At 70.4% G+C, this 16,307-nt stretch carries 19 protein-coding genes; 5 read left to right on the top strand and 14 right to left on the bottom strand.

What is annotated here, in order from left to right:
* Positions 1-4: 4 nt before the first annotated feature.
* The 11 genes from ASC67_RS07240 to murJ all read right to left on the bottom strand — a co-directional run bounded on the left by ASC67_RS07240 (position 5) and on the right by murJ (position 9,387).
* Positions 5-652 carry a DUF47 domain-containing protein gene (locus ASC67_RS07240; RefSeq protein WP_056317152.1) on the bottom strand — a complete coding sequence of 216 codons (648 nt, stop codon included), beginning with the start codon at positions 650-652 and terminating at the stop codon, positions 5-7.
* A gap of 66 nt (positions 653-718) precedes the next feature.
* A complete protein-coding gene (locus ASC67_RS07235) occupies positions 719-1,459 on the bottom strand; it encodes a deoxynucleoside kinase (RefSeq protein WP_235566252.1) in 741 nt (246 codons plus the stop codon).
* Positions 1,456-1,812: a DMT family protein gene (locus ASC67_RS07230; RefSeq protein WP_056317149.1), complete on the bottom strand. Its 357-nt coding sequence runs from the start codon at positions 1,810-1,812 to the stop codon at positions 1,456-1,458. Before ASC67_RS07230 ends, ASC67_RS07235 begins: the two co-directional genes overlap by 4 nt.
* A gap of 9 nt (positions 1,813-1,821) precedes the next feature.
* Positions 1,822-2,313 (bottom strand): 2-amino-4-hydroxy-6-hydroxymethyldihydropteridine diphosphokinase, encoded by a 492-nt coding sequence (folK, locus tag ASC67_RS07225; RefSeq protein ID WP_056317147.1) that lies wholly within the window; start codon positions 2,311-2,313, stop codon positions 1,822-1,824.
* Positions 2,314-2,315: 2 nt separating this feature from the next.
* Positions 2,316-3,923, bottom strand: coding sequence for a polynucleotide adenylyltransferase PcnB (gene pcnB / locus ASC67_RS07220; protein ID WP_056317144.1), 1,608 nt, complete (start codon positions 3,921-3,923; stop codon positions 2,316-2,318).
* Entirely contained in the window at positions 3,920-4,588 is a 669-nt protein-coding gene (locus tag ASC67_RS07215) for an HAD family phosphatase (protein WP_056317139.1), read from the bottom strand. The genes pcnB and ASC67_RS07215 overlap by 4 nt, the downstream gene beginning before the upstream one ends.
* The gene (gene hda / locus ASC67_RS07210; RefSeq protein WP_056317137.1) at positions 4,585-5,265 is read right to left on the bottom strand and encodes a DnaA regulatory inactivator Hda; all 681 of its coding nucleotides are present in this window, start codon (positions 5,263-5,265) and stop codon (positions 4,585-4,587) included. The genes ASC67_RS07215 and hda overlap by 4 nt, the downstream gene beginning before the upstream one ends.
* Positions 5,266-5,275: 10 nt before the next feature.
* A complete protein-coding gene (locus ASC67_RS07205) occupies positions 5,276-6,337 on the bottom strand; it encodes an AI-2E family transporter (RefSeq protein WP_056317135.1) in 1,062 nt (353 codons plus the stop codon).
* A 193-nt stretch (positions 6,338-6,530) separates the two neighbouring features.
* Positions 6,531-7,400 (bottom strand): SirB1 family protein, encoded by an 870-nt coding sequence (locus ASC67_RS07200; RefSeq protein WP_056317132.1) that lies wholly within the window; start codon positions 7,398-7,400, stop codon positions 6,531-6,533.
* Positions 7,401-7,463: 63 nt separating this feature from the next.
* Positions 7,464-7,667, bottom strand: a complete 204-nt coding sequence (locus ASC67_RS07195; RefSeq protein WP_056317129.1) for a hypothetical protein — start codon at positions 7,665-7,667, stop codon at positions 7,464-7,466.
* 154 nt (positions 7,668-7,821) lie between these two features.
* Complete coding sequence (gene murJ, locus ASC67_RS07190; protein ID WP_056317124.1) at positions 7,822-9,387, bottom strand: murein biosynthesis integral membrane protein MurJ; 1,566 nt, start codon at positions 9,385-9,387, stop codon at positions 7,822-7,824.
* Positions 9,388-9,556: 169 nt separating this feature from the next.
* On the opposite strand from murJ, the gene rpsT reads away from it, so the two are divergent.
* A complete protein-coding gene (rpsT, locus tag ASC67_RS07185; RefSeq protein WP_056317122.1) occupies positions 9,557-9,850 on the top strand; it encodes a 30S ribosomal protein S20 in 294 nt (97 codons plus the stop codon).
* 47 nt (positions 9,851-9,897) lie between these two features.
* Here rpsT and ASC67_RS07180 read toward each other — a convergent pair whose 3' ends face one another.
* Positions 9,898-10,245, bottom strand: a complete 348-nt coding sequence (locus ASC67_RS07180) for a DUF3579 domain-containing protein (protein ID WP_156466687.1) — start codon at positions 10,243-10,245, stop codon at positions 9,898-9,900.
* Between the two features lie 196 nt (positions 10,246-10,441).
* On the opposite strand from ASC67_RS07180, the gene ASC67_RS07175 reads away from it, so the two are divergent.
* The 4 genes from ASC67_RS07175 to ASC67_RS07160 are packed head-to-tail and all read left to right on the top strand — an operon-like array spanning position 10,442 to position 14,912.
* Positions 10,442-11,674 (top strand): aspartate aminotransferase family protein, encoded by a 1,233-nt coding sequence (locus ASC67_RS07175; protein WP_056317118.1) that lies wholly within the window; start codon positions 10,442-10,444, stop codon positions 11,672-11,674.
* A gap of 46 nt (positions 11,675-11,720) precedes the next feature.
* Positions 11,721-12,683: an ornithine carbamoyltransferase gene (gene argF, locus ASC67_RS07170; RefSeq protein ID WP_056317115.1), complete on the top strand. Its 963-nt coding sequence runs from the start codon at positions 11,721-11,723 to the stop codon at positions 12,681-12,683.
* A gap of 37 nt (positions 12,684-12,720) precedes the next feature.
* Positions 12,721-13,464, top strand: a complete 744-nt coding sequence (locus ASC67_RS07165) for a metallophosphoesterase (RefSeq protein ID WP_056317111.1) — start codon at positions 12,721-12,723, stop codon at positions 13,462-13,464.
* Entirely contained in the window at positions 13,461-14,912 is a 1,452-nt protein-coding gene (locus ASC67_RS07160; protein ID WP_056317109.1) for a serine/threonine-protein kinase, read from the top strand. Before ASC67_RS07165 ends, ASC67_RS07160 begins: the two co-directional genes overlap by 4 nt.
* 6 nt (positions 14,913-14,918) lie before the next feature.
* On the opposite strand, the gene ASC67_RS07155 is transcribed toward ASC67_RS07160, so the two are convergent.
* Entirely contained in the window at positions 14,919-15,851 is a 933-nt protein-coding gene (locus ASC67_RS07155; RefSeq protein WP_056317105.1) for a bestrophin family protein, read from the bottom strand.
* Positions 15,852-15,900: 49 nt separating this feature from the next.
* Positions 15,901-16,281, bottom strand: a complete 381-nt coding sequence (locus ASC67_RS07150; protein WP_056317101.1) for a YdeI family protein — start codon at positions 16,279-16,281, stop codon at positions 15,901-15,903.
* Positions 16,282-16,307: the final 26 nt, after the last annotated feature.

The following is a 16,307-nucleotide window of genomic DNA, read 5'->3' as shown; positions in this document are numbered from 1 at the left end:
GGTCTCAGGAGTTCTCGAGGACGATGCCCTCGATCAGATTGGCCACGTCCTCGCAGCGGTCGGTGATCGATTCGAGCATCTCGTAGATCGCCTTGAGCTTGATCAGCTCGCGCACGTCGGGCTCCTCTCGGAACAGCTTGCTCATGGCCGAGCGCATCACGCGGTCGGCGTCGCTCTCCAGGTGGTCGATCTCCTCGCAGGTCTTCATCGCCGCCTCCACCGCACTGGGCTCGCTGATGCGCGGCAGCAGAGCCACCACGTCGCGCACCCGCTCGCAGCAGCGCGCGCTGAGCTGGCCCAGGCGCAGCGTCTCCTCGGTCATGCGGCGCACGTCGTAGAGGCTCATCGTCTCGGTCGTGTCCTGCAGCAGGTCGAGCACGTCGTCCATCGCGTTGATCAGGCCGTGGATCTGCTCGCGGTCGAGCGGCGTGATGAAGGTCTTGTGCAGCAGGCGGTTGACCTCGGCCGTGATCTTGTCGGCCTTCTGCTCGGCCGAGATCACGGCGGCGGCGTGACGCTCGCGCTCGGGCACGTCGGCATAGTGCTCGATCATCGCGATGAAGGCGCGCGCGCCTTCGACGATGTGCTCGCCATGCTGGTTGAACAACTCGAAGAAATTGCCTTCACGCGGCAGCAGCTTGCCGAACAGCATGGACGCTCCAGGAACGGGTGCGGTGCCGAGGGCCGGCGCCGCGCGAGGCGGATTGTCACATTACTGTCACAGTTCGATCAGCCCCCCGGCGACGGTGTCGCCGATCTGTCCATCGGCGCCCCGACCGGGCGGGTCCGGCGGGTCGAAGAGCTCGAACGGCCCCTTGAAGTCATCGATGCGATCGAGCAGCCGCCGGAAGTCGGCCGGGTTCTCGCTGGGGTGGAAGACCTCGGTGTTGATCGCCAACACCGGCGCGCCCCGGTGGTTGGCGAAGTAGCGCACGTAGCCGCGGCACAGCGAGCCCAGGTAGTCCTCGGTGATGTGGCGCTCCATCTCGATGCCGCGGCGGCGGATGCGCGCCATCAGTACATCGGGCTCCGCCTGCAGCCAGATCACCAGGTCGGGCTGCGGTGCCTGCGCGCTGTGGCGCTTGTAGATCTGCCGGTAGAGCGCGAGGTCCTCGTCGCCCAGCGTGAGCATCGCGAAGATCGCATCCTTGGCGAACAGGAAGTCGCTCACCACGCCGTGGTCGAACATGCCGCCCTGCCCCAGCTCCTTCATCTGCTCGACGCGCTGGAACAGGAAGCTGAGCTGGGTCTGCAGCGCCAGCGGGTTGCCGCGGCCGCGGCCCTGCGGCGTCCCCATGTGCTCGTAGAAGCGCGCGAGGTAGGGGTTCTCGGTTGGCTGCTCCAGCACCAGTCTGGCGCCCCAGTGAGCCGCCAGCGAGCGGGCGAGCGTGGTCTTGCCCACGCCGATGGGCCCTTCCACCACCACGTGCGCGAAGCGCATCCCGGCTGCAGCGCTCATGACGACCGGAACATGAAGTACACCGCTCCCACCAGGCACAGGCCGGCCCACAGGTAGTCGAGCTTCAGCGGCTCGCGCAGGTAGAACACCGCGAACGGCACGAACACGCTCAGCGTCACGACCTCCTGGATGATCTTCAGCTGCCCGACGCTGAACTGCTGCACGCCGATGCGATTGGCCGGCACCATGAGCATGTACTCGAACAGGGCGATGCCCCAGCTCAGCAGGGCCGCCACGTACCAGGGCCGGTCGGCCAGGTTCTTCAGGTGGCCGTACCACGCGAAGGTCATGAAGACGTTGGACGCGGTCAGCAGCAGGATGGTCTGCAACGGGATCGGCAAGGACAGGTTCATGCGCGGCTTTCAGTCGGAGGGACAGCGCTCGACGGCCTGGTCGGCAACGCCCGGCAGCCAGTCGGCCACGGCGCCGCGGCCCGGCAGCGCCAGCGATGGCGCGATCTCGGCCAGCGGGAGCAGAACGAACGCGCGCTGGTGGAGGCGCGGATGCGGCAGCGTCAGCACCGGCGTGTCGAGGCGCGTGTCGCCGTGCAGAAGCAGGTCGAGATCGAGCGTGCGCGGCGCGTTGCGGTAGGGGCGCTCGCGGCCGTGCACCTGCTCGATGGCCTGCAGCGCGGACAGCAGCGCGTGCGGCTCGAGCGCCGTGTCCAGCGCCGCGACGGCATTGAGATAATCGGGGCCGCTGGAGTCGATCGGGGCGCTGCGGTACAGGGAAGAGACCGCCACGAGCTGCGTGTCCGGCAACGCCGCCAGGGCGTCGAGTGCGGCCTGCAGGGTGAGCCGCGCATCACCCAGGTTGGCGCCGAGGCCGACGTAGGCCCGCCGCACTTCCGCCATGCTCAGGCGTCCCCGTCGCCCGCCGATGCGCCCACCAGCGCCTCGCCGGCAGCTCCCGCGCCACCGGCCGGCTTGCGGCGCCGGCGGCGGCGCTTCTTCGCCGGCGCGTCGGAGACACTGTCCGGGACGACTTCGCCGCCAGCGATTGCCGGATGGCCGCCGCTGCGGCCAGCGGCGCCGCCGGCCGCGCGCCGGCCGTGGTCCTGCTCGCGCGCCAGATCGAGCAAGGCGCGGCGCTCCTCGTCGTCGCCGAGCGAGAAGTCCTCCCACCACTCGGCGAGTTCGGGCTCCACCTCGCCGGTGTCGGCGCGCAGGCGCAGGAAGTCGAAGCCGGCACGAAAGCGCGGCTGCTCCACCAGGCTCAGCGGCGTGCTGCCGCTGCGGCGCTCGAAGCGCGGCTGCATCATCCAGATCTCGCGCATGTCGGTGCCGAGCTTGCCGCGGCCCGAGATGTCGCCGATGCGCATGTCGAACACGCCGTCGATCGCCAGCTGCAGCGCCGGGAACGGCGGCTCGCCCTGGGCCTTGGCGCGTTCCCAGCCCACCAGCACCTCGTGCCACAGCAGGCAGGCGAGCAGGAAGCTCGGCGCGACCGGCTTGTCCTCACCGACTCGGCGGTCGGTGTCGGCCAGCGCGGCGTCGATGAAGGCGGCGCGGGCCGGGTTGCGCTCGGCGTCGGCCAGCACCGCGTCGAGCAGCGGGAAGATGCCCGGCGCATCGGGGCCGGCGCCCAGCAGGCCCTGTTTGCGCAACTGGGCGATCGAGGCCAGCGCGTGGCCGGTCTGCAGCAGCTTGATCATCTCGTCGAACAGCCGCGAGATCGGCACCGCCTCGAGCAGGGCCGCACATTCGCGCATCGGTGCGCGCGTCTTCGGCTCGATCTCGAAGCCCAGCTTGGCCGCGAAGCGCACCACGCGGACGATGCGCACCGGGTCCTCGCGGTAGCGCGTGACCGGGTCGCCGATCATGCGCAGCAGGCGCTTCTTCGCGTCGGCGATACCACCGTGGTAGTCGACGACGATCTGCGTCTGCGGGTTGTAGTAGAGCGCGTTGACGGTGAAGTCGCGCCGCGCGGCGTCCTCGTGCTGCGGGCCCCAGACGTTGTCGCGCAGCACGCGGCCGCTGGCGTCCACCACGTGGCTCTTGCCGGACAGCTCGGCCTTGGAGGTCTTCTCGTTGCCGGCCACCTGCTCGGCTGCGGCCGAATCGAGGTAGGCACGGAAGGTCGACACCTCGATGACCTCGTGCTCGCGCCCGCGGCCGTAGACCACATGCACGATGCGAAAGCGCCGCCCGATGATGAAGGCGCGGCGGAACAGGCCCTTGACCTGCTCCGGCGTCGCGTTGGTGGCGACGTCGAAGTCCTTGGGCCGCAGCCCCAGCATCATGTCGCGCACCGCGCCACCGACGATGTAGGCCTCGTAGCCGGCCTCGTGCAGAGTGGCCACGACCTTCAGCGCGCGGTCGTCGACCAGTGCCGGGTCGATGCCGTGCTCGGCCTGCGCCACCTCGACGCGCTTGCCGGCCTTGGCCTGGCCCTTGTCGGGGCGTGCCACCGGCGTGCCGTCGTCGCCCTTGCCGAGCAGCTTGTTGATGAGTCTCTTGATCATGGGAACAGTTTCAGTAGGGGCCACCCGCGTTCACGGGCGATCGCCTCGAGCGCCGGCGAGGGGTTGGTTGCGACCGGGTGGGTCGCGAGTTCGAGCAGCGGCAGGTCGTTGGTCGAGTCGCTGTAGACGGTGACGCGTTCGGAGTCTTGCACACGCCGGCCCAGGCCGTGCAACCACTGCTGCACACGCACTGTCTTGCCCTCGCGGAAGGACGGCGTGCCCTGGATGCGGCCGGTGACGGCGCCCGCCGCGTCGCGCTCGAGTTCGACCGCGATCAGCGTCTCGACGCCGAAGGCGGCCGCGATCGGCCGGGTGACGAACTCGTTGGTCGCGGTGACGATGGCGGTCAGTTCGCCGCGCTGCTGGTGCTCGCGCACCAGCGCCAGCGCCTCGGGCCGGATCGCCGGGCGGATCAGTTCGCGCATGAAGCGTTCGTGGGCGGCGGCCTGCTCGGCGGCCGGGCGCGCGCGCCACGCGCGGGTGGCGAACTCGACGTACGCCGCGATGTCGAGCGTGCCGTCCTGGTACTGCGCGTAGAAGGCGTCGTTGGCGCGCCGTTGCTCGGGGCCGTCGGCCCAGCCCAGCGCCACGACGAACTCGCCCCAGGCGTGGTCGGAATCCAGCGGCAGCAGCGTGTGGTCGAGATCGAACAGGCAGAGATTCATGCACCTTCCTTGAGAGGCTGCTCGGTCAGCATGCGCTTGAGCAGGGGCACGGTGACCGCGCGCTGCTCGCTGAGCGCGAACTGGTCCAGCGCGTCCAGCAGCGCCATCAGCGAACCGAGGTCACGTGCGAAGCGCGTCAGCAGGTAGCTCGTCACGTCGTCGGACAGCGCGATGCCGCGGCGGCCCGCCTCGCGCTTGAGCGTGACACGCATCTCCGCCTCGGCCAGCGGCAGCAGCTGGAACACCGGCCCCCAGCCCAGGCGCGTGCGCAGGTCCTCGCGCACCGGCAGGTCGACCGGCGGCAGGCGCCCGGCGGCCACCACCGGCACGCCATGCGTCGCGGCCTCGACGAACAGCGCGAAGGCGGCGTGCTGCCGGGCAGCGTCGAAATCGTCGCAGCCGTCGAGCAGGACCAGGTCGACGCCTTCGCCCCAGGGCCAGGGCGCCTCGAGCGACGGATCGAAGGCGCCGACGCGCCGACCCTGCACCGCCGCCTCGCGGGCCAGCGCGCGCAGCAGGTGGGTCTTGCCGGCTCCCGCCGGCCCCCACACGTAGAGCGGAGTCGACGAGGACGACGCCGCGCGCAAGGCGCCGACGGCCACCGCATTGGCGCCGACCGCGAAGTTCTCGAAGCTCTGCGCCGGGCCGGGCCCGAGCAGCAAGGGCAGTTGCTTCATGCGGACGGCATCACCCCTGGTACAGCGGACTGCTGAGGTAGAGCGCCTTCAGGCGCTGGAAGGCCACCACGCCGACGGCACTGACCGGCAGCGCGACCAGCACGCCGATGAAGCCGAACAGCTGGCCGAAGGCCAGCAGCGCGAAGATGACCGTGATCGGGTGCAGGCCGATGCGCTCGCCGACCAGCCGCGGCGTGAGGTAGAAGCTCTCGACCACCTGGCCCAGGCCGTAGACCACCGCCACCGCGACGATGCCGTACAGCCCGCCGAACTGCAGCAGGCCGACCAGCAACGCCAGCACCAGGCCGAGCCCGAAGCCCACGTAGGGAATGAACACCGCGACGCCGGTGAACACGCCGACCGGCAGGGCCAGGTCGAAGCCGAACAGCGCCAGGCCGATGCTGTAGAAGGCGGCCAGGATGCCCATCACCAGCAGTTGTCCCCGCAGATACTGCCCGAGCATGCGGTCGCATTCGCCCATGAAGCTGTCGAAGCCGGGGCGGCGGCGCGGCGGCACCAGCGCCTGGACGCGGGCCACGATCTGCGGCCAGTCCACCAGCACGTAGTACAGCACCAGCGGCAGCAGCACCGCGCCGCCGAGCAGGCCCAGCATGAAGCTGCCGCCGATGCGCAGCGAGTCGAGCGCGGTCGCGATCCAGCTCTCGGTGTTGTCACCCACGTGGCCGAGGATGAAGGCCTTGATGCTGGCCACGTCGAGCGCGACGTCGACGCCGAAGCGCGCCAGCGTCGGCTGCAGCCAGCGATCCAGCCGCGTCAGCAGTTCCGGGATCTGGTCGCGCAGCGCCGGCAGCTCCTTCACGAAGATGGGCACGATCAGCAGCAGCACCGCCAGCAGCACCAGCAGGGCCAGCACCTCCACCAGCAGGGCGGCCAGCGGCCGCGGCACGCGGCGGCGCGTCAGCCCATCGACCAGCGGGTTGAGCGCGTAGCCCAGCACCGCAGCAATGACGAACGGCGTGAGCACCGGCCCCAGCAACCACAACGCCAGCGCCAGCGCGGCGCCGATGACGAGCCAGGCCAGGCTCTGCTTTTGGGCGGCGGTCAGGGTCATGGGGCGGGTGTCGGCAGCGGGAGGCAAGGCGGGCGACGCGCATCCGGCGTCGGCGAGTGAGGCGGTCCCTGCCTGGCAGGCCACCCCGAAGATGCACCGATTTTATGGGGCGCCCGGGGCGCGCCAGCGAGACGGTGTCTCGCGCCGGGGCCGCACTTCGCGGCTCGGCGTGTCGGTGAATCGCGGTGGCGGCTCAGTGAAGGCGCGGCCGACCCTGCGCGCGCAGCTCGGCCGCACGCTCGGCGATCGCGCGCCGGTCCTCGGCCTGCGGGCTGTGCGCCACATAGGCATCCAGGTCGTCGGCGGCGGCATCCCAGACGCCGAGTTCGGCCTGGGTCAGGCCGCGATCGCGCCGCTCGTCCCATTCGCGCGGCAGCAGCAGCACCAGCCGCTGCTGCACCGCCAGCAGGCGAGCCCAGTCCTCGGCCGCACGGTGGATTTCCTTCAGGTTGCGCAGCAGGCGCGCCAGCACTTCGCGCGACGACGACGCCTGCAGGAACAGGCCCAGCGGCATGTCGAACTCGCCCTGCAGGCCCTGGCGGCGCTTGTAGGGCACCAAGCGTTCGTCGAGCTCGTCGCGCGACAGCGACTGGCCGGTGAAGGGATCGAGGATCACCTCGCCCTGAGGCATCTTCACCTTGACCAGGAAGTGGCCGGGGAAGGACACCCCACGCGCGGTGAGCCCGATCTGGCCGGCGAACTCGAGGTAGATCACCGCCAGCGAAATCGGGATGCCGCAGCGCGTGCGCAGCACCTCGTGCACGTAGCTGTTGCCGCTGGCGTAGTAATCGTTCAGGTTGCCGGCGAAGCCGAGTTCCTGGAAGAAATAGCGGTTCAGGAAGCGCAGCTTCTGGACTGCCGGCGCATCGGCCGGAATCCGGCGCTTGAGCCGATCGGCCAGCACATCGAGCTCCGCCAGCACCGACTGGCTGTCGAGCAGAGGGTGCTCGTCCTGCGCGATGGAGATGGCTGCCTCGGTGAGCGAGAGGCTGGCGTCGTCGGCCACCAACGCGGCGAAATGCTCGAGCGCGGTAGGCACCTCGACGGTAAACGGTGCAGGCATGCACCGAGTCTAGAGCGGATCGTCAGCGGCGGCGAGCCGGCGGCCCGCCGCAAGGACCCGGCCTCAGTTGCTCAGTTCCTTCTTCGCTTCCTTGGTGGCGTCCTTGATCTTGTCGCCGGCCTTCTCGACCTGATCGCCCACCTTCTCGGCGGCGTTGTCGATCTGCTTGCCGGCGCGCTCGGCCGGGCCTTCGGCAGGCTGGCAGGCGGCCAGCGCGAACAGGGTGCTCAGGGCCATGACGGCCAGGGTGGAACGGGGGGTGTTCATGGGCTTCTCCTCGATGTGCTGGGTGCCGGTTGCGTTCGGTTCTGCTGGGCCGCTGCTCGCGAGCTGCGGCCTGAACGCACTGTAGGCAGTTGCCTGCGGACTGTCGGCCGGACGCCGGCGCGAGGCCCTGTAGGCGGCGTCCTACCGGGGACCCTCACGCGCGGCGGGCGAAGTGCCTCACCCGCACGCCCAACGCCAGCAGCGTGCCGAAGTACAGCAACGCCGCACCCAGCAGCACCGCGGCCAGCGTGCCGGCGCGCTGCAGCTCGCGCGCGCCGAGCGCCACCCAGTCGAAGAACTGCGCGGCCCAGGTCAGCCCTGCTCCCATCAGCAGGCTCGCGACCAGCACCTTCGCGCCGAAGGCCAGCCAGCCCGGTGACGGCCGCCAGCTGCCGCGGCGGTGCAGGCCGATCAGCAGCCACAGGGCGTTGACGAGCGCCCCGCATCCGATCGACAGCGCGAGGCCGGCATGGCCGAGCTGTGGCACGAACAGCAGGTTCAGCAACTGGGTGAGCACCAGCACGACGATCGCCACCTTGACCGGCGTGCGGATGTCCTGCTTGGCATAGAAGCCGGGCGCCAGCACCTTCAGCGCCACCAGCCCCAGCAGCCCGGCACCGTAGCCACGCAGTGCGGTGACGGTCTGGTGCACGTCGAAGGCGCTGAAGGCGCCGCGGTGGTAGAGCACCGACACCAGGGCCTCGGGGAACACGATCAACGCCACCGCACACGGCAGCGCCAGCAGCACGACCAGCCGCAGGCCCCAATCCAGCAGCGCCGCGTAGCGTTCGCCGCCGCCTTCGGCCTGGGTGGCCGACAGCTGGGGCAGCAGCACCACCCCGAGCGCCACACCCAGCAGCGCAGTCGGAAACTCCATCAGCCGGTCGGCATAGGTCAGCCACGACACCGCGCCGGCGCCGATCTGTGTGGCGATCTGGGTGTTGATCAGCAGCGAGATCTGCGCCACCGACACCCCCAGAACCGCCGGCGCCATCTGCTTCAGCACGCGGTGCACGCCGGGGTGGTGCCAGGCACGGCGCAGGCGGGCCAGCGACAGGCCGAAATGCGGCAGGGCGCCGATGCGCTTCAAGGCCGGCAGCTGGACGGCGAGCTGCAGCACGCCACCGACCATGACGCCCAGCGCGAGCGCATAGATCGGCTCGATGCCCCAGGCCTCGAAGCGCGGCACGCCCCACCAGGCGGCTGCGATGAACGACAGGTTCAGCAGCACCGGCGTGGCCGCCGGCACCGCGAAGCGCTTCCAGGTGTTCAGGATGCCGGCCGACAGCGCGACCAGCGACATGAAGCCGATGTAGGGGAACATGAAGCGCGTCATGGCGACCGCGAGGTCGAAGCCGCCGCTCTTCTGCAGTCCCTGCGCCATCACCCACACCAGGACCGGCGCGCCGACGACACCGAGCACGCAGGTGACAAGCAGGGCCCACAGCAGCACCGTGGCCACGGCGTCGATCAGCGCGTGCGTCACCTCGTCGCCGTCGCGCGCGCGGCTCTCGGCCAGCAAGGGCACGAAGGCCTGCGAGAACGCGCCCTCCGCGAACAGCCGGCGCAGCAGGTTGGGGATGCGGAAGGCCACATTGAAGGCGTCCGTCATCACGCTCGCGCCGAACGCCGCCGCCACCATCTGCTCGCGCACCAGACCGGTGATGCGGGACGCCAGCGTCAGCAGGGAGACGGTCGACGCGGCACGCAGCAGGTTCATGGAGGAGATGGGCTGGCCTGACGCTGGTCGAGAGCGGGGCAGACACGAAGGAAGGTGCGCGAGTATAGAAGTGCCTACTAACGTCGGTTCACGCCGGCGCCCGGCCCCATGGACGACCTGGGGGCCAGTGATATACTCGCAGGCTTTCCCCCCAAAACCCCGTCACACAATGGCCACCTCTTCCAAAGTCAAGAAATCGGTCCGCATCGCGTCGGGCCGCAAGCGCGTGCGTCAGGACGTCCGCCTGAACGCCGCCAACACCTCGCTGCGCTCGAAGTTCCGCACTGCCATCAAGGGCGTGCTCAAGGCCGTGGCCACTGGCGACAAGGCCAAGGCCGGTGAAACCTTCAAGTCGGCCCAGAAGGTGATCGATTCGATCGCCGACAAGGGTCTGTTCCACAAGAACAAGGCCGCTCGCTACAAGAGCCGCCTGTCGGCCAAGATCAAGGCGCTGGCGGTCTGAAACCGCATCCGGGTGGGAAATGAAGAGGGCTCCGCAAGGAGCCCTTTTTACTTTGGAGGGCGCGCCGCCGGCGGCGCGTCCGGCAGCAGGCAGGCATCGGCCACCTGCAGCTGGTTGTCGCGCGCGAAGTTCATGACGAAGTCCCAGGCCATCGGCTCCAGCTCTCGCAGTGCCTCGTTGACGACCACGCACTTCACGCCATTGATCACGTTGGGCACACAGTAGGGCGAGTAGCCGATGTAGGCCGCACGGCCCATCTGCGTCCCGCCCGGCCGGAAGCTGCACATCGCGCCCGCCAGCCGCTCGGCCCAGTCGCTGGGGCGGAAGGTGCGTCCGTCCAGGGTCAGGCCCTGGATGAAGACTTCTCTCGGTTGGGGGCGTTCGGGTGTGGACACGGACAGGCGCAGGCAGGACGCCGCTTGTGGCGGCGATGGACGGCACTATTGTGCTGCAGCGCAGCAGAGACAATCGGCAAATCCTTGCGAGGAAGCGCGGCGCACCGCGTCGCGGCGCCGTCGTCAGGCATCCGTAGAATCGTGCAGGCGCAGCATCCGTGACGGACTGCGCCTTTTTCATTCAAGGAAGCCGCTCATGAACGCGCCCGAAGCCCCGAAGCCGCCGCCGTCCCCCCACGTGATGAACACCTACGGCCGCCTTCCGTTCGCGCTGTCGCATGGCCAGGGCTGCCGAGTGTGGGACACCGACGGCCGCGAGTACCTCGACGCGCTGGGCGGGATCGCCGTCAACACCCTGGGCCACGCCCACCCGAAGCTGGTGCCGGCGCTCACCGACCAGATCGGCAAGCTGATCCACTGCTCCAACTACTACCAGGCGCCGCTGCAGGAGCAGCTGGCCGCCAGACTGTGCGAGCTGAGCGGGCTGACCAACGCCTTCTTCTGCAGCACCGGCCTGGAGGCCAACGAGGCCGCACTGAAGATCGCGCGCAAGTTCGGTCACGACAAGGGCATCGACCGCCCGGAGATCATCGTCTACGAGAAGGCCTTCCATGGCCGCTCGATCGCCACGCTGTCGGCCACCGGCAACCCCAAGGTGCAGGCCGGTTTCGGGCCGCTGGTGGAGGGCTTCGTGCGCGTGCCGCTCAACGACGTGGCGGCGATCGAGGAAGTGGCCCAGACGCGGCCGAACGTGGTGGCGGTCTTCCTGGAGGTGATCCAGGGCGAGGGCGGCATCAACCCCTCCACCGTGCCCTACCTGCAGGCGCTGCGTCGCCTGTGCGACGAGCACGACTGGCTGCTGATGCTCGACGAGGTGCAGTGCGGCATCGGGCGCACCGGCAAGTGGTTCGCCCACCAGTGGGCCGGCATCCAGCCCGACGTGATGCCGCTGGCCAAGGGCCTGGGCTCGGGCGTGCCGGTCGGTGCGGTCGTGTGCGGCCCGCGCGCAGCCACCGTGCTCGGCCCGGGCAACCACGGCACCACCTTCGGCGGCAACCCGCTGGCGATGCGCGCCGGCATCGAGACGCTCGCGGTGATGGAGCAGGACCGCCTGCTCGAGAACGCCGCGACGGTGGGCGCAGCGCTCAGCGCCGCGCTGGCGCGCGAACTGGCCGACCTGAGCGGCCCCGATGGCGTGACGGAGATCCGCGGCCAGGGCCTGATGATCGGCATCGAGCTGGCCCGCCCCTGCGGCGAGCTGCTCGGCCGCGCCGCCGAGTCCGGCCTGCTGATCAGCGTGACCGCCGATCGCGTGATCCGGCTGGTGCCGCCGCTGATTCTTTCCGCCGCCGAGGCCGAGCGCATCGTGGCGATCCTGTGCCCGCTGATCCGCAGCTTCCTCGCCGAGCCGCCGAAGCCGGCCGCCTGAGCCGCACGCAGCGCCCTGCCCCGTGGCCTTCGCCCGAACGAGCACCATGAAACCCGGCTCCAGCCTCATGAAGCACTATCTGCAGTTCAAGGACCTCCGCGCCGAGGAGTACGCCTACCTGTTCGAACGCGCCGCGATCATCAAGCGCCGCTTCAAGAACTACGAGAAGTACACGCCGCTGTTCGATCGCACGCTGGCGATGATCTTCGAGAAGGCCAGCACCCGCACCCGCGTGAGCTTCGAGGCCGGCATGTACCAGATGGGCGGCTCGGTCGTGCACCTGACCACCGGCGACAGCCAGCTCGGCCGCGCCGAGCCGGTGGAGGACAGCGCGCGCGTCATCAGCCGTATGGTCGACATCGTGATGATCCGCACCTACGAGCAGGCCAAGCTGGAGCGCTTCGCCGCGCATTCGCGCGTGCCGGTGATCAACGGACTGACCAACGAGTACCACCCCTGCCAGATCCTGGCCGACCTGTTCACCTACATCGAGCACCGCGGCACGCACGACGGCAGCGCGAAGGCCGCCGACTGCCTGCGCGGCATGGTGGTGGCCTGGGTCGGCGATGGCAACAACATGGCGCACACCTGGCTGCAGGCGGCCGAGATCCTGGGTTTCACGGTGCACGTCAGCACACCCGGCGGCTACGAGATCGACCCGGCCGTGGCCGGCATCTCGAGCAGCGCTTGCTACAAGGTCTTCAAGGATCCGATGGACGCCTGCCGCGACGCCCACCTCGTGACCACCGACGTGTGGACCAGCATGGGCTACGAAGCCGAGAACGAGGCCCGCAAGCAGGCCTTCGCCGACTGGTGCGTGGACCGCGAGATGATGGCCGCGGCGCGCCCCGATGCGCTGTTCATGCACTGCCTGCCGGCCCACCGCGGCGAAGAGGTCGAGGCCGAGGTGATCGACGGCGCCCAGTCGGTGGTCTGGGACGAGGCGGAGAACCGCATGCACGTGCAGAAGGCCCTGATGGAGTACCTGCTGCTCGGCCGGATCGGCTGAACCCGCAGGCCGGGGCGTCGCCCGAACGCGCAGCGTCATGAAGCTCGCACTGCTGACCGACCTGCACGCCAACCGCGAGGCCTTCGAGGCCTGCCTGGAAGACGCGGCCACCCGCGGTGCGACCGATTACGCGATCCTCGGCGACCTGGTCGGCTATGGCGCCGATCCGGCCTGGGTCGTCGATCGGGTGCGCGCGCTGGCGCGAGAAGGCGCCATCGTGCTCAAGGGCAACCACGACGAATCGACCGTGCAGGGGCCGCGACCGACGATGGTCGACGACGCCCGCCGGGTCATTGCCTGGACCCGGGCGCAGCTCGACGCCGCGCAACTCGCCTTCCTCGATGCCTTGCCGCTCACCGTCGAGCGCGCCGGCTGCGGCTTCGCCCACGCCAACACCTGGGCGCCGGCCGACTGGGAGTACGTGACCAGCCGGCACGACGCCGTGCGCTGCCTGCAGGCCACGGCGGCGCGCCACGTGTTCATCGGCCACGTGCACGAACCGCGGCTCTACCACCTGGCCGGCACCGGCAAGACCGGCGAGTTCCTGCCGGTGCCCGATGTCGAGATCCCGGTGCCGGCGCACCGGCAGTGGCTGGTGCTGCCGGGCTCGGTGGGCCAGCCGCGCGACGGCGACCCGGCGGCCTGCTGGGCGCTCTTCGACACCGACGCGTTCAGCCTGTGCTTCCACCGTGTGCCCTACGACCACGACGCCGCGGCCGCGAAGGTGCGCGGGGCTGGCCTGCCGGGCCGTCTGGCCGATCGGCTGATCGAGGGCCGATGAACGGCGGTGCCGGTCCCGTGCCGCTGCAGCCGGGCGCCGTGATCGACGGCTTCCGGCTCGAGGAACCCCTGCACCAGGGCGGCATGACCACCCTGTGGCGCGTGACCCACCCGGACCACGCGCTGCCGATGCTGATGAAGCTGCCGCGCATCAAGGGCGGCGAGGACCCGGCCACCATCGTCGGCTTCGAGGTCGAGCAGATGATCCTGCCGCGCCTGCAGGGACCGCACGTGCCGCGCTACGTGGCGCAGGGCGACTTCACTGCCCAGCCCTACCTCGTGATGGAACGCCTGGCCGGCGAGACGCTGCGCCCGCGGCTCGACCGCGCGCCGCTGCCGATCGACGAGGTGGCGACCATCGGCGCGAAGGTCGCCACGGCGCTGCACGACCTGCACCGCCAGCACGTGATCCACCTCGACGTGAAGCCGAGCAACATCCTGTTCCGCCACGCGCCGGACGGCAGCGACGCCGAGGCGGTGCTGATCGACTACGGGCTGTCGCGCCACGACCACCTGCCCGATCTGCTGGACGAGGAGTTCACGCTGCCGATGGGCACCGGGCCCTACATGTCGCCGGAGCAGATCCAGTTCGTGCGCGACGAGCCGCGCAGCGACCTCTACGCGCTCGGCGTGATGCTCTACCACCTGACGACCGGCGAGCGACCGTTCGGCCAACCGACCAGCATTGCCGGCCTGCGCCAGCGGCTCTACCGCGAGCCGGTGCCGCCGCGCGTGCTGAGACCCGACTGCCCACCGTGGCTGCAGGAGATCCTGCTGCGCTGCCTCGAGCCGCGCGCCGAGCAACGCCACGACACTGCGGCCCAGCTCGCCTTCGACCTGATGCACCCGCAACAGGTGTCGCTGACCGCCCGGGCCGAGAAGCGCGAGCGCTCCGGGCGCCTGCAGGCGCTGCGGCGCTGGTTCGCGTCGGTCGGGTCCGAGCCCCAGGCGCATGGCGGCGCCAGCGCCGACCTGCCGCGGCACGCGATCCTGATGGCCGCGGTCGATGTCGGCGGCACGCCGGGGCTGCTGGAGACGCTGCGCCACACGGCGCAGCAGTTCCTGCAGGCCGAGACCGGCGCACGGCTGGCCTGCGTGGGTGTGATGAAGACCGCGCGCATCGGCCTGGACGAGCTGGTCGACGCGCAAGGCAGCAGCCTGCACGTCAAGCAGCTCGTGGCGCTGAAGCACTGGGCCCGCCCGCTGCAGCAGGCGCTGGGCCTCGACGGCCCCGAGCGCAGCGGCCGCGTGACCTTCCATGTGCTCGAGGCGCCCGATGCCGCCAACGCGATCGTCGAGTTCGCGCGCCGCAACGAGGTGGACCACATCATCATGGGCGCCCGCAGCGCCTCGCCGCTGCGGCGCTACCTCGGCAGCGTGTCGGCCCAGGTGGTGGCGGAGTCGGACTGCAGCGTGACCGTGGTGCGCGACCCGGCCGGCCGCGGCTGATCCGCGTCAGCGCAGCACGGATCCCGTGGGCTGCAGCGGTGCCGGCAGGTCGGTCTCACCCAGCGCTTCCAGCAGGTTGATCTCGATGGTGCGGCAGATCGCCTCGAGCGGCAGGTGGTTGGGCTTCAGGCCGAACGGGTCCTTGATCTCGTCGCCCACGGCGTCGAGCCCGAAGAAGGTGTAGGCGACGACGAGCACCACGAAAGGCGTCAGGTAGCCGATGAGATCGACCAGGCCGAACGGCAGCAGGAAGCAGTAGACGTACGCGGTGCGGTGCAGCAACAGCGTGTACGCGAACGGGATCGGCGTGCTCGCGATGCGCTCGCAGCCGGCCGCTGCAGCCGCCAGCCCCGAGACATGGGTGTCGATCTCGGCGGCGATGCGGGCATCGACCTGTCCGGCCCTCAGCGCCTCGCCGAGGCCGCGCCCCACGCTGCGCAGCAGGTGCTCCGTGCCCAGGCTCGCGGCGCGGAAGGCACGGGCCTCGTCGACCCCGAGCAGGCGCTCGATGTCGGGTCCGGCGTCGCTGTCGCGCAGCTGGTGGCGCAAGGCGTGGGCGAAACCGATGGTCCGCCGCACCAGCGCGGCCCGCGCGCCGTCGGCCGGGCCGGGCGCGGCGGGCGCCTGGAACAGCGTCTGCACTTCGCGCGCGAGGCTGCGCGAGCGATGCACCACGTCGCCCCAGAGCCGGCGCGCCTCCCAGTAGCGGTCGTAGGCTGCGGTGTTGCGAAAGCCGAGGAAGATCGCCAGCGCCAGCCCGATCAGCGAGAACGGCACCGGCGTCAGCGTCACCTTCCACTGGAACAGCATGCCGTGGCTCAGCGCCACCGCGGTCGCCAGCGCCGTGCAGGTGGCAAGGCTCCAGAAGATGCGCGGCAGGATGGAGCCGCGCAGGGCGAAGAACAGGCGGAAGCCGTTCGGGCGGTCGACGACGATCATGGCGCGGGCTCGCTCGGTGGCGGGGCAGGGAAAAAAGGCAGGTGCCGCATCAGGCCGGCGGCTTGTGCCACAGGCCGCTGCGCCGCGCCTCGTCGATCTTGGCCTGCCCGGCCGGCTGCATCAGGCCGGCGGCTTCCAGCGCCTCGGCGCGACGCTGGTGCGGGCCGGACCAGGCACTCTTGGGCTTGCGCGGCGCGAACCACAGCAGCGAGCGGCGCTCGTCGAGCCGGCCCTGCTTGCTGTCGATCCAACCGAAGCACAGCGCCTCGTCGATCGCCTCGTCCAGCGTCGGCGCCTCGTGGTCGCTGCCCTTGCGGGCCATCACCAGCCACACGCCGTTGGCCTGGCCCTGGTGCTTGCTCAGCCAGCGGCGCCAGGCGGCGCGGTCGGCCGCCTCGACGGCGTGGGGGGGCAGGGTGTCTCCGGGCATCGCGGGCTTTCTCGTTCGGGGGCGGT

Source organism: Methylibium sp. Root1272, from assembly GCF_001425905.1.
Lineage (GTDB): Bacteria > Pseudomonadota > Gammaproteobacteria > Burkholderiales > Burkholderiaceae_C > Methylibium.
The sequence above is the reverse complement of the archived record's forward strand: the minus strand, read 5'-3'. Positions and strand labels throughout refer to the sequence as shown.

Excerpts from the sequence above, each read along its gene's own strand:
- pcnB (WP_056317144.1), bottom strand. The coding sequence starts at position 3,923 with ATGATCAAGAGACTCATCAACAAGCTGCTCGGCAAGGGCGACGACGGC.
- ASC67_RS07165 (WP_056317111.1), top strand. The coding sequence starts at position 12,721 with ATGAAGCTCGCACTGCTGACCGACCTGCACGCCAACCGCGAGGCCTTC.
- ASC67_RS07195 (WP_056317129.1), bottom strand. The coding sequence starts at position 7,667 with ATGAACACCCCCCGTTCCACCCTGGCCGTCATGGCCCTGAGCACCCTG.
- ASC67_RS07205 (WP_056317135.1), bottom strand. The coding sequence starts at position 6,337 with ATGACCCTGACCGCCGCCCAAAAGCAGAGCCTGGCCTGGCTCGTCATC.
- ASC67_RS07200 (WP_056317132.1), bottom strand. The coding sequence starts at position 7,400 with ATGCCTGCACCGTTTACCGTCGAGGTGCCTACCGCGCTCGAGCATTTC.
- ASC67_RS07160 (WP_056317109.1), top strand. The coding sequence starts at position 13,461 with ATGAACGGCGGTGCCGGTCCCGTGCCGCTGCAGCCGGGCGCCGTGATC.
- hda (WP_056317137.1), bottom strand. The coding sequence starts at position 5,265 with ATGAAGCAACTGCCCTTGCTGCTCGGGCCCGGCCCGGCGCAGAGCTTC.
- ASC67_RS07155 (WP_056317105.1), bottom strand. The coding sequence starts at position 15,851 with ATGATCGTCGTCGACCGCCCGAACGGCTTCCGCCTGTTCTTCGCCCTG.
- ASC67_RS07150 (WP_056317101.1), bottom strand. The coding sequence starts at position 16,281 with ATGCCCGGAGACACCCTGCCCCCCCACGCCGTCGAGGCGGCCGACCGC.
- murJ (WP_056317124.1), bottom strand. The coding sequence starts at position 9,387 with ATGAACCTGCTGCGTGCCGCGTCGACCGTCTCCCTGCTGACGCTGGCG.
- ASC67_RS07240 (WP_056317152.1), bottom strand. The coding sequence starts at position 652 with ATGCTGTTCGGCAAGCTGCTGCCGCGTGAAGGCAATTTCTTCGAGTTG.
- ASC67_RS07235 (WP_235566252.1), bottom strand. The coding sequence starts at position 1,459 with ATGAGCGCTGCAGCCGGGATGCGCTTCGCGCACGTGGTGGTGGAAGGG.
- ASC67_RS07215 (WP_056317139.1), bottom strand. The coding sequence starts at position 4,588 with ATGAATCTCTGCCTGTTCGATCTCGACCACACGCTGCTGCCGCTGGAT.
- ASC67_RS07175 (WP_056317118.1), top strand. The coding sequence starts at position 10,442 with ATGAACGCGCCCGAAGCCCCGAAGCCGCCGCCGTCCCCCCACGTGATG.
- folK (WP_056317147.1), bottom strand. The coding sequence starts at position 2,313 with ATGGCGGAAGTGCGGCGGGCCTACGTCGGCCTCGGCGCCAACCTGGGT.
- rpsT (WP_056317122.1), top strand. The coding sequence starts at position 9,557 with ATGGCCACCTCTTCCAAAGTCAAGAAATCGGTCCGCATCGCGTCGGGC.
- argF (WP_056317115.1), top strand. The coding sequence starts at position 11,721 with ATGAAACCCGGCTCCAGCCTCATGAAGCACTATCTGCAGTTCAAGGAC.
- ASC67_RS07230 (WP_056317149.1), bottom strand. The coding sequence starts at position 1,812 with ATGAACCTGTCCTTGCCGATCCCGTTGCAGACCATCCTGCTGCTGACC.